The organism is Sinorhizobium alkalisoli, assembly GCF_008932245.1.
In the GTDB taxonomy this organism is placed as follows: Bacteria; Pseudomonadota; Alphaproteobacteria; order Rhizobiales; family Rhizobiaceae; genus Sinorhizobium; species Sinorhizobium alkalisoli.
The window spans coordinates 183,785-195,079 of record NZ_CP034909.1 but is presented as its reverse complement, the minus strand read 5'-3'; the positions used below and the strand labels follow the sequence as shown (position 1 = coordinate 195,079).

General features: G+C 61.9%; 9 protein-coding genes. 4 read left to right on the top strand and 5 right to left on the bottom strand.

Annotated elements, in window-relative coordinates:
• Window positions 1–56: 56 nt before the first annotated feature.
• The 4 genes from EKH55_RS00905 (at window position 57) to EKH55_RS00890 (ending at window position 5,448) form a co-directional block, all read left to right on the top strand.
• The gene (locus tag EKH55_RS00905; protein WP_069459543.1) at window positions 57–1,472 is read left to right on the top strand and encodes an aminotransferase class I/II-fold pyridoxal phosphate-dependent enzyme; all 1,416 of its coding nucleotides are present in this window, start codon (window positions 57–59) and stop codon (window positions 1,470–1,472) included.
• A 111-nt stretch (window positions 1,473–1,583) separates the two neighbouring features.
• Window positions 1,584–2,387 (top strand): SDR family oxidoreductase, encoded by an 804-nt coding sequence (locus tag EKH55_RS00900; protein WP_069459544.1) that lies wholly within the window; start codon window positions 1,584–1,586, stop codon window positions 2,385–2,387.
• Window positions 2,388–2,486: 99 nt separating this feature from the next.
• Entirely contained in the window at window positions 2,487–4,085 is a 1,599-nt protein-coding gene (locus EKH55_RS00895; RefSeq protein WP_151610801.1) for an LTA synthase family protein, read from the top strand.
• Between the two features lie 16 nt (window positions 4,086–4,101).
• Window positions 4,102–5,448: a capsule biosynthesis protein gene (locus EKH55_RS00890; RefSeq protein WP_151610800.1), complete on the top strand. Its 1,347-nt coding sequence runs from the start codon at window positions 4,102–4,104 to the stop codon at window positions 5,446–5,448.
• Here the strand turns inward: EKH55_RS00890 and EKH55_RS00885 are convergent, their stop codons facing one another.
• The 5 genes from EKH55_RS00885 to EKH55_RS00860 form a co-directional block, all read right to left on the bottom strand.
• On the bottom strand, window positions 5,449–6,459 hold the full coding sequence (locus tag EKH55_RS00885; protein ID WP_069459547.1) for a KpsF/GutQ family sugar-phosphate isomerase: 1,011 nt from the start codon (window positions 6,457–6,459) through the stop codon (window positions 5,449–5,451).
• Window positions 6,460–6,613: 154 nt separating this feature from the next.
• Complete coding sequence (locus EKH55_RS00880) at window positions 6,614–7,069, bottom strand: RrF2 family transcriptional regulator (protein WP_069459548.1); 456 nt, start codon at window positions 7,067–7,069, stop codon at window positions 6,614–6,616.
• Between the two features lie 228 nt (window positions 7,070–7,297).
• Window positions 7,298–7,507: a hypothetical protein gene (locus tag EKH55_RS00875; protein ID WP_069459549.1), complete on the bottom strand. Its 210-nt coding sequence runs from the start codon at window positions 7,505–7,507 to the stop codon at window positions 7,298–7,300.
• 541 nt (window positions 7,508–8,048) lie between these two features.
• Window positions 8,049–10,583, bottom strand: a complete 2,535-nt coding sequence (gene secD / locus EKH55_RS00865) for a protein translocase subunit SecD (RefSeq protein WP_069459550.1) — start codon at window positions 10,581–10,583, stop codon at window positions 8,049–8,051.
• 96 nt (window positions 10,584–10,679) lie between these two features.
• A complete protein-coding gene (locus EKH55_RS00860) occupies window positions 10,680–11,102 on the bottom strand; it encodes a hypothetical protein (RefSeq protein ID WP_069459551.1) in 423 nt (140 codons plus the stop codon).
• Between the last annotated feature and the right edge of the window lie 193 nt (window positions 11,103–11,295).

Genomic DNA, 11,295 nt, shown 5'->3' with positions numbered 1-11,295 from the left:
CCTTGAACCGCCGGCTCAAGGAACGAGAACGGCAGCCGCGAAAAAGCACAGAGCCAATGAGCAACGACGGAAACGGCCCAAGCTTCTCCAAGATGAACAGCAGTCTCAAGGAGAACCTGCTGGACAGGATGAGGAACACGCACCAATCGTCCGAGCGGAACCGGATGGCGCGGTCGGAGCGCGAATTGCCGCCCGCGCCCCGTCGCCAACAGGCCCGCTTCGAGGACCTCGCCGAATACAAGCAGGTGATGGCGCAGAAGTTCGCAAGCGAACAGCTCGGCATCGCCAACCCGTTCTACCGCCCGCATCAGACGGCGGCCGGCGCGACGACGGTGATCGATGGCCGCATGCTGATCAATTTCGCCTCCTACGACTATCTCGGGCTGAACAAGCATGTCGATGTGGTGGAGCGCGCGCGCGAGACGATCGGCACGTTCGGGATTTCCGCCTCGGCGAGCCGGCTGGTCGCCGGTGAGCGGCCCGTCCATATGGAGCTCGAGGAGAGGATAGCACGCTTCTACGGCGTCGATGCCGCGGTCTGTTTCGTCAGTGGCTATCTCACTAACGTGGCGGCCATCAGCTGTCTCATGGGCCCGAAGGACCTCGTCATCCACGACGAATTCATCCACAACAGCGCACTTGCCGGCATCAAGCTTTCGGGCGCCACCCGCCGGCTGTTCAAGCATAACGACACGGCGGATCTCGAGCATGTGCTGCGGACGGTTGCCGGTGACTACCGCCACATCATGGTGATCGTCGAGGGCATCTATTCGATGGATGGCGATGTCGCCAATCTGCCGGCACTGCTCAAGCTCAAGGCGGAATATGGCTTCTGGCTGATGGTCGACGAGGCCCATTCGATGGGGGTGCTGGGAAAGCGGGGCAAGGGGCTGGCAGAACATTTCGGCATCGACCCGCACGAGGTCGACATCTGGATGGGAACGCTGTCGAAGACGACGTCGAGCTGCGGCGGCTATGTCGCCGGGAGCGCGGCGCTCGCCGCCGTGCTCAAGGCATCAGCCGGCGGTTTCGTCTACAGCGTCGGCCTTGCGCCGGTGCTCGGCGCAGCAGCGGTCGCGAGCATCGATATTCTGGAACGCGAGCCGGAGCGCACTGCGGCACTGCGGCGGAACGGCAGTCTTTTCCTGAAACTCGCAAAAGAAGCGGGGCTCGATACGGGCTTGAGCGGCGGCTATTCGGTCGTACCGGTGATCGTCGGCGACTCGCTGCGTGCGGTGCAGCTTTCGAACGACCTTCTTTCGGATGGCATCAACGTCCTGCCGATCATCCATCCCGCCGTTCCGGAAGGTTTCGCGCGCCTTCGCTTCTTTATCACCAGCGACCACACCGAGGAGCAGATCCGCCGCACAGTGACGCTGACCGCAGAGCGCCTCAACAACCTCACCGCGCGCAATTTCGGCCTTGGCGGGGTCGACATCGAACAGATGCTTAAAGCGATTTCGGAGCGCTAATGCTGCCTATGGCTGAAAAGTGTGCGGTGGATTTGGCATGGGTTTTCAATCCCCCATCCGCTCCGGCACGTTAACAGATCCGCCGTCAGCGGCGGCAAGCGGGATCTCCGCATGACTCATGTGATCATCACCGGCGGCTCGAGCGGCATAGGCCTGGCACTCGCCTCCCTCTATGCCGGTCGCGGGGCCCGGCTCTCGCTCATTGCCCGCTCGCGCGTTTTGTTGGAGCAGGCGGCGCAAAAGCTCGTTTCGCCGCACGGGGCCCGCGCCGAAGACATCCGCATCGAAACAGCCGACGTGGCGAGCGAGGATCAGATCGACGCCGCGATCTTCCGTTGCGTCGAGGCGTTCGGCCCCTGCGACATACTGGTGACTTCGGCGGGCATCGTCGAGCCGGGGCCGTTCGTAGCCATGCCCAGCCTGTCCTTCCGCCGGCAATGGGAGACGAACTTTTCCGGAACCGTCAATGCGGTGCGCGCCGTCTATCCCGACATGGTTCGGCGCCGACAGGGACAGATCGTGATAATATCCTCCGGTGCGGGGCTCATCGGCATCTATGGTTATTCCGGCTACTGCGCATCGAAATTCGCGCTGCACGGGTTTGCGCAGGCGTTGCGCGCCGAAGCGTGCTGCCACGGCGTCCAGGTGACCGTGGCCTTTCCGCCGGATACCGAGACCCCGCAACTCGAGCGGGAGCTCGAATTGCGTCCGCCAGAGGCAACCGTCGTCATGGGCACAGTTCGGCCCTGGAGCGCCGATGCCGTTGCGAGCAAGATTGCTGACGACGTCGTACGGGGACGGTCCGAGATTTATTTCGGCTTCACGCTCTTACTGCTCGGCCGCTTCGGTCCGGCCGTCCGGCCATTTCTCAATTGGTGGTTCGACAGGGCAATCGCACGCAGTCGTGGACGGTGATCGCAGGAGAGAATGCGTGCTTGTTCCTGCCGGTATTAGGATTTAAGTGTCGATGAGCCCCGCTGCCGAGGCGGCGCCGGCAGTAAACGGCTCAAAGGTATGGGTTTGGCGCTAGTTCCCTTTCAATTGCACGACCACCCGAAAGCGCTGATCCTTGGCTGCTATCTTCTCTCCTGTGCGGTGATCTTCTTTACCGACCGCTTCGCGCTGCCGAAGCGGGAGCGGCGAAAGAATGCCTCTCCCTACGGCCGCAATCACGACACCGTCGACATTCTTGCCCGCCTCCCGGTGGTTGCGCTCGTCTTTGCCGGATTCTTTGCAATTTCCTGGCGCCCGCTCTATGCGGCGGCCGGCACGATGAGCTTCTTCATCATCTTCACCGGTATTTCCCGTGCCAAGTTCAAGTTCATCCGCGAGCCGCTGGTCTTCTCGGACATCGCGCTCGTCGCCGATGTCTTCAAGTACAAGTCGATCTTCTACGCGACTTCGCTCAACATCGTCTTCTGGATCGTCGCCTTCCTGTATGTCTTCGGCGTCTCGGGCCTTTACATGTATTTCGAACCGAGCGTCCTGCCGACGCGGGACAAGCTCTTCTGGATCGTCCTGATGGTCCTTGCCGCAAGCGCGCCCTGGATCTCGCTTTTCTACGGCCCGGTCAATCGCCCGACCGCCGCGCTCGTCCAGCGGCTCGTCGGCAAGGTGAATGTCAAGATGAGCACGGTGCGCTTCGGCACCTTCGGCTCTGTGGTCTTTCACTTCATCATCTGGCTGGGCGTAAAGCGCGAAAAGATCGTTGCCGAACTCTCGGAACGCTTGCTTGCGGCGGTCCATGACCTCATCGGCCATGAGGAAGCGCCGCTGGTGGTCGTCTGGCAGTCGGAATCGTTCATCGACATGCGGCATTTCGGAGTAGACACGATCAAGCTGCCGACGATTGATCGGCTGCGCAAGCACGCGGTTCAATGGGGCCGCCTAAGCAATATCTTCGAGGGCGGCTATACGCTGCGCACCGAATTCGCCGTCCTGAGCGGGCTGCTGCCCGACGATATCCATGTCGATGCCAGCTATCCCTATCTGCGAGCGTCGCACTATGCCGACGTCGTCTGGCCGGGAAAGATGAAGCGCGCCGGCTGGCACACGCATTTCATCCATCCCTATGACCGCACATTCTTCCTGCGTCACAAGGCGATGCCGTTGCTCGGCTTCGAGAAGCTCACCATGCTAGACGCCTTCGACCATGATCCCGCGCGCGACGGGCTTTATGTGTCGGATGCGGCTCTTACGGAGCGGGTCGTCGCCGAGGCGCGGAGGCTGCCGCTGGAGGAAAGCGGCTTCTTGTTCGTTGCATCGATGGCCAATCACGGACCATGGGAACCCGGACGCGTCGGAGAGCTCGCCAATCCCGTCGACATATATCTGGCGATCCTCGAACAATCCGATGCCGCGCTGAAACATCTGATCGACAGCCTCGAAAAGTTCGACCGCCCGGTCTGGCTTGCCTTCTATGGCGACCACGCGCCGTTGTTGAAATCGTTCGCCGATCCCTTCCCCGACCCGCGTACGGACTATTTCATCGTGCCGCTCGCCAAGGCCAAGCCAGCCAAGCATCGCCCCGGACCTCCGCAGGACGAAGATCCATGGAACCTTCTGCGCGCATTGCTCCAGCACGCCAACCTGCACAAGGATGCGCTGCAATAGCGGCTGCAGAATGGACATGACGGAAGGCACAATGATCAGGCATACGGGGCGACGGACATTCCTGTTCCTGCAAGGTCCTTCGTCGTCGATCTTTCCCAAGATCGCCACCCGGCTCGAAGCCTATGGACATCGCTGCGTCCGGATCAATCTCAACGTCGGCGACCGGATCTTCTGGCGCCGCCGCGGCGGGTACAATTATCGCGGCTCTCTTGCCAGGTGGCCCGGCTATGTCGACGCATTTATTCGCTGTCATGGGGTCAGCGATCTCGTTCTGCTCGGCGAAGAGCGGCCTTATCACCAGAAGGCCATTGCCGCCGCCAGGAGGTACGGGGCTGCAGTCTACGTCGTGGAAATGGGCTATCTCCGACCCGATTGGCTGACCCTCGAATGCGGCGGCATGTCGTCCAATTCGCATTTTCCGGCCGAGCCCGAGCAGATCCTCAAGGCCGCCGCATCCCTGCCCGAGCCGGATTGGCAGCGACGCTATTCGCAGACATTCCTGGCCGAGGCGGCCTATGACCTCTTGTACAACCTGCCGAACGTCCTTCTCTGGTTTCTCTTCCCGGGCTACCACCGGCATGGGATCTTTCATCCGCTGGCGGAATATGCCGGATGGTTGAGGCGCCTTGCCGGAGCCAAGCGCCAGCAGCGGGCGGCTGAGGCCGTCATCCGCTCGCTCACCTCGGATCGTCTCCCCTATTTCGTCTATCCGCTGCAGCTCGAGACCGACTTCCAGCTGCGCGCCCACTCCCCCTTCAACAGCCAGGAGGAGGCAATCGGAGATATCCTCGCCTCCTTTGCACGCCAGGCGCCCCCGACAAGCAAGCTGGCGATCAAGGTCCACCCTCTCGACAACAACCTCATTCCCTGGCGCAGGATCATCGCCAGCCAAGCGGCGGCGCTTGGCATCGAAGATCGTGTCGCCTTTCTCGACGGCGGTAACCTGGACCTTCTCATGGCCGGGAGCGCCGGCATGGTCACGGTCAATTCGACCGCCGGGCTGCACGCCCTCAAACAGGGCAAACCGGTCAAGGTGCTCGGCCGGGCGGTCTTCGATATTGCCGGGCTGACGGACCAGCAGCCGCTCGATGCATTCTGGGCGGCGCCGACGCAACCGGATCCCGACTTGAGCGCGGCGACTTTCCGGCTGATGGCCGCGTCGATCCAGGTGCGCGGCAATTTCTACTCGCATGCGGGGACGGATGCCGGCGCGGAAGCAATCGCCGAACGTATCCACAGGAACATGGTCAACCAGCCGGGCGCCTTCATAGATCCGCCGCCCCGGCAAAAACCCGAGAAGAGAAGCCCCTCACCGCTGCGGGATTCGCTCACAGGCGCTCGCGCCAGCTCTCCGTTCGATTGATCAGGCCACGCCGGCGCGCAGCAGGTCGTGGATGTGCAGGATACCGACCGGCATTTGCGCCTCATCGACGAGGAAGAGCACGGTCACCTTGTGCTCCTGCATGAATTCCATGGCGGCGCTGGCGAGCACGTCGCCTTTCACTACGCGAGGGTTATGCGACATCACCTCTTCGACCGGCTGAGCGAGCAGGTCGCCAGCCATGTGACGGCGCAGGTCGCCGTCGGTGATCACGCCGATCAAGGCGCCACCTTCATCGACGATGCCGACGACGCCGAAGCCTTTCGAGGACATCTCGATGACCGCCTCGCTCATCGGACGGCCGACTGTAAGCAGCGGCACCTGTTCCGCCACATGCGCCAGTTCATGAACCAGGCGCAATTGGGCACCCAGCTTGCCACCCGGATGGAAGGTCTTGAAATCCTCGGCGGAAAAGCCGCGCCGCTCCAGGAGCGCGATCGCCAGTGCGTCCCCGACGGCAAGCTGCAGCATGGCCGAAGTCGTCGGCGCCAGCCCGTGCGGACAGGCCTCCGGCACTTTCGGCAGCACCAGCGCAACATCCGAATTGCGCGCGAGGATGCTGTCGCGGTTGGATGAAATCGAGACGATCGGCACGCTGAAGCGCTTGGCATAGGTGAGCATGTTGGCGAGTTCCGCCGTTTCACCGGACCAGGAGAGCAGGATGAGGGTGTCCTCCGAGGTGATCATGCCGAGATCGCCGTGGCTGGCTTCCGTCGGATGGACGAAATAGGCAGAGGTGCCGGTGGAAGCCATGGTTGCGGCAATCTTGCGGCCGATATGTCCGCTCTTTCCGACGCCGGAGACGACGACACGGCCCCGGCCCTCGCCGATCAGTTCGACTGCGTCGATGAGGCTCTGCGCAAAGGCTTCGTCCGTCGCCGCATGATCGGCGAGAACCTTGATGCCATTGCTTGCCGTCGCCAGTGTCCTATTGATCGAATCGAGCACCGCAGCGCGCGAATGCCCCTCCGCTTTCACATGTCTCAAGCCCATCTTCGGTCCCTGGTCTGAAGCGGAATCGGCAGCCGTACCGGCCGTCCGAAACGCGGCGAAAAACGATTGGAGCCAAATAGGCCCATTCTTCCGGCAAACCAAGCTCCCCTGGGCCGAATTTCTACGGCGCCAGGAATATTGCGGGCCGCTGTGATCAGCCGGCGCGCTTTTCCACAGGCACTTCCGGAATCAATACGGCTCCGGTCGCGAACTCGGCAAGCGTCATCGAATCGAGAATGGAGGCGATCGCATCGCGTACGGACGTCATGGAGATGCGGACCTGGCAGGTCTCCGGATCGCGACAGTCCTCACAGACTTCATAGGCGGTACGACTGGCACAGCGGATGGGTGCAAGGGGACCATCGAGCGTTCGGATGACGTGGCCGATGCGGATCTCCGATGCCGGGCGCGACAAGGAGTAGCCGCCGCCGGGCCCCTTCTTGGAGCGCAGCACCCCAGCATTGCGCAATTCGAGCAGGATCGTATCGAGAAATTTTTTCGGAATGTTGTTGCGAAGCGCAATCTCGTTGATGAAGGCCGTTTCGCCTGGTTCAAGGCGTGCCAGGTCGACAAGGGCTTTCAATCCGTATTTTCCCTTTTTTGTCAGCATTCCGGCAGAGTCTCCCCGCGCGCGGATCGTCGGCAACCGTCCACACGCGCACAAGCTTATGTGTTCGGCATAGCACAGAATTGCTCTGCCAATACAAAATTATGCCGACTTTTGAAGAGGCGACCGGTGCGCACCCGCAGCGCCGTGCATCTCATTTGCACGGCGCTGAAGCCTGGACTTACACTTGATATTCACGCAGTAACAAGGAAAAACCGCGGCCGGACAAAGTCATGCCGCCGCGGCACCGCCTTGGCGGGCATGGGGAGCCTGACCGGTGAGCAGGTGCCGGATCGCCGCGCGCGCCTCATCGGCCGAGCGGAACCGCTGCGCGTCGAGGTCCCAGACCTGATACTTCACGGCCACAAACTTCACCTGATCTGCATCGGGAACAACGACGCCGACGGGCACACCATTATGTTCGATGACTTGCTTGTTCATGCAAATAACGCTCCTCCACGCATCAAGCGCGGATCTTCAATTCTCGGCAGGGATAAGTCCGGTGGTGCGAACGGTCACATTCGGCAAAGCGTGCCAATGAGACCTTTCACCGTTGCACGACAAAGGGAACGCGAGCCGCAGAAAGCGGCGGTCGAGACGGTTCTTGACATGTCACTCTCCTTTGGCTTGTGGCGGCGCAAAGCGCCGCGACGGTTCATGAACGATGGGAGGCGGAATCCTTCCGCGTCACACTGCGTAAGCTAGGACAATCTCACATCTCAGTCAAACGACAACCGGTCTCGAAAAATCAATGCCTCGAAGACCTGGTCAGGAGACTGCCCTGCAGATTATCCCGCCGCCCCAGGTGGGCTATCGCGCTACATGGTGAGCGTCGAATCGACCTGCAAGGGACGCCTCGTATATAGTCAGCTCTTTCGGACGAAAAAGGGGCAACTCGTCCGAGTCACCCCTTTTTGCAGTCTCGCGATGGATCGGGAGCGGTCTTCCCGTTCCCGAAATCCGAATGAACCCATTGGGTCCGCTAGGCCGTCGGCGTGCCTGCCTCCTGCGCACCGGAACGGCGGACCTCCCGGTCCTTCCACCAGCGGCTGAGGAACAGGAGGATCGGCCCTCCGATATAGATAGACGAGGAAGTAGCGATGATCACGCCGAAGATCATCGGCCAGGCGAAGCTGCGCACGACCTCGCCTCCCCAGATGGCCATGGGCACCAACGAAAGAGCCGTTGCCACCGAGGTGAAGATGCATCGTGCGATCACCTGGTTGATGCTCATGTCGATGAGTTCGGAGAAGGGCATCGATTTGAACTTACGTAGGTTTTCGCGCATGCGGTCATAGACCACCACTTTGTCGTTCACGGAGTAGCCGATCATCGTCAGGAGCGCGGCAATCGCCGTCAGGTTGAAGTCCACGCCGGTCAAAGCGAAGAAGCCGATGGTCTTGGTGATGTCGAGCAGAAGCACCGCGATCGCACCGACCGCAAAGTGCCACTCGAACCGGAACCAGATGTAGAGCAGGATCGCCAGCATGGCGAGACCGACGGCAAGCGAGCCGGAACGCGCAAGCTCCGTACTGATTGTCGGGCCGACTACCTCGGTCCGCTCCAGCGTCGCATCCGGCACGGCATTCGTCACGGCATCCTTGATCCGGTTCAGCGCCGCCGTCTGCTCGTTTTCGCCGCCCGGCTGACGTTGGACGCGGATCAGCACCGATTGGCCGTTGCCGAAATCCTGCAACGCCACTTCGCCAAGTTCGAGCGAGGAGAGACTGCTGCGCAACCTCGACAAGTCGACCTTCTCCTTGGAAACGGCTTCGACCTGAATACCGCCGATGAAATCGATCCCGTAATTAAGGCCCGGCGTGAAAAACAGGATAACAGAACTGATCGACAGGAAGGCCGAAAGGCCGATCGCCTGGAAGCGCCGTTTCATGAAGGAGATGGTCGGCAGTTTCGGCACCCGGCCGAAGAGCGACGGAATTTCGAGCTTCTTCATCTTTCGGCGGATCACGACTTCGCGCATGAGCAAGCGCACGATCGTGACAGACGTGAACATCGAGATGGCGATCCCGAGCATCATCGTCACCGCGAAACCACGCACCGGTCCGCTGCCGAGCCAGAACAGCAGGATCGTGCCGGTGAGCGTGGTGATGTTGGCGTCGATGATGGTGGCGTATGCCTTGTTGAAGCCGAGGTCCAGCGCCTTCATCGCCCCGGCGCCGTTTTCTGTCTCCTCCCGGATGCGGGCATTGATGAGAATATTGGCGTCGACCGCCATGCCGATGCCAAGAATAATGCCGGCGATGCCGGGCAGGGTCAGCGTCGAGCCGATGAGCGCGAGAACGCCGATCGTCATGATCGTGTGCAGCAGCAGGCCGACATTGGCGATCATGCCCCAGGCACCGTAGAGGACGACCATCAGGGCGATGACGAGAGCGAAGCCGACGAGACCGGTATAGAGGCCCATACGGATCGAGTCGCTGCCGAGATTGGGTCCGACGGAGCGCTCTTCGATGATCGTCAGCGGCGCCGGCAGGGCACCGGAACGCAAGAGCGCCGAAAGGACAGTTGCCTCCTCGGCCGTGAAGTTACCGCTGATCTGACCACGACCGCCAAGGATCGGCTCGTTGATGACGGGCGCCGTCAGAACCTTGCCGTCGAGCACGACCGCAAAAGGCCGGCCGACATTTTCCCGGGTGATCTCCGCGAACTGGCGAGCGCCAAGTGAATCGAAGCTGAAATCCACGACCGGCTGGTTTGTACGCTGGTCGAAGCCGACTTTGGCATCGGCAAGACGTTCACCGGAAATCGCGACGCGGCTTTCGATCGGATAGCGGTTGCCGTCATTTGCGCCGGGAAGGATCTCGACGCCGCGCGGCGGCGGCTGCGTCACATCCACGGTCTGGTCGAGCATATGGAAGCTCATTTGAGCTGTGGAACCGAGAAGTTCACGAAGGCGCGTCGGATCCTGAAGGCCCGGAAGCTGCACGAGAATGCGGTTTGAGCCGATCCGTTGGATCAGCGGCTCGGCGACGCCGACCTGGTCGACGCGGTTCCGGATGATCTCCAGGCTCTGCTCGACCGCCTTGGTCATGCGATCGGCAAGGCCGGCTTCGGTGAGCGACAGCGTGACGACGTCGCCGGCCGTGGTCACCTCGACCTCTGGCGCCGAGCCGCCGAAGCCGATGACACTGACCGGCGTCGCCAATTCCTGCAGCTTCGGCAGCACCCTTTCCCGATCCGCCGGATCAGGGATGCTCACCGTTACCATATTACCGCTGATGCGGGCCGAAGAGGCGGAGACACGCTCGCCGCGCAATGCGCGCCGGGTGTCGTCGAGAAGCGTGTTGAGCCGCGCCTTTTGCAGGCCGGCGCCGTCGACCTCGAGCACGAGATGCGAGCCGCCCTTGAGGTCGAGGCCAAGCGTGACCGGCTCGAACGGCAGAACGGACGTGAATTGCTGCCGCATCGCCGGCGGCAGCATGCTGGGTAGCGCCGCGAGGCAGCCGAAGATAGCGATCGCGACATAGGCGAGAATCGCCCATCTGGATGTACGCATTTGGAAATTCCATGAACGGCTGGACGCGCCTTTTCCGGGCGGCCCGGGCCTGATTTCATTATGCCGGGCAGAACCGATAGTCGGTGAGCCCGGACGTTAGAGGACGTTCTCGGCCGCAGGCGGGCCGCGAATGCGCTCGCTCTGGCGCGAGGCCTTGACCACGGCTAGCGTTTGCGCGACCGGCGCCGGATGATTACCGACGACCGCAGGCAGAACGGAAAAGGCGAGTGGAAGAGCCGGATCTGGCTCGCCGCCGGGGCTCGCCTTCCCCTCCGCCCGCGCGCCGGTGAAGCGGAAGTCGGGCAAGGCGACAGCCCTGAAAACCTGACGCGCCACCGGACGATCGGCAGAGCCCATGTCCCGAGCGGCGATATCGCCTGTCTGCGCGCCGGGACCGTTCCGACCCGTTACGCTTTGACCGACAGCGATCGCCTGCACGGCGAAGGAGGCGCAGAACAGCCACAGCACGGCAAGAAGCCGGCCCGCCTGCATGCTCTTGCTGCCACCCAGGAGGTCCATTGAGGACGCGATTCCTTTCTCTCGGCGCCTGGCGCCCACGAGACGAATTGGCCTCGACATCCGGAGACTAACGCAAGAACGTGGCCGGATTCGAACGCCGGCGCCTTTAACACCACTCCGGGCAGAAAAAGTCAAACCCTGTGCTTCTGTTGCAGCCCCTACCCTGAAATGCCGCGACGCGGCAGGAAACCGG

Coding starts and splice junctions, on each gene's coding strand:
- EKH55_RS00905 (WP_069459543.1), top strand. CDS start 57: ATGAGCAACGACGGAAACGGCCCAAGCTTCTCCAAGATGAACAGCAGT.
- EKH55_RS00900 (WP_069459544.1), top strand. CDS start 1,584: ATGACTCATGTGATCATCACCGGCGGCTCGAGCGGCATAGGCCTGGCA.
- EKH55_RS00895 (WP_151610801.1), top strand. CDS start 2,487: ATGGGTTTGGCGCTAGTTCCCTTTCAATTGCACGACCACCCGAAAGCG.
- EKH55_RS00890 (WP_151610800.1), top strand. CDS start 4,102: ATGACGGAAGGCACAATGATCAGGCATACGGGGCGACGGACATTCCTG.
- EKH55_RS00885 (WP_069459547.1), bottom strand. CDS start 6,459: ATGGGCTTGAGACATGTGAAAGCGGAGGGGCATTCGCGCGCTGCGGTG.
- EKH55_RS00880 (WP_069459548.1), bottom strand. CDS start 7,069: ATGCTGACAAAAAAGGGAAAATACGGATTGAAAGCCCTTGTCGACCTG.
- EKH55_RS00875 (WP_069459549.1), bottom strand. CDS start 7,507: ATGAACAAGCAAGTCATCGAACATAATGGTGTGCCCGTCGGCGTCGTT.
- secD (WP_069459550.1), bottom strand. CDS start 10,583: ATGCGTACATCCAGATGGGCGATTCTCGCCTATGTCGCGATCGCTATC.
- EKH55_RS00860 (WP_069459551.1), bottom strand. CDS start 11,102: ATGGACCTCCTGGGTGGCAGCAAGAGCATGCAGGCGGGCCGGCTTCTT.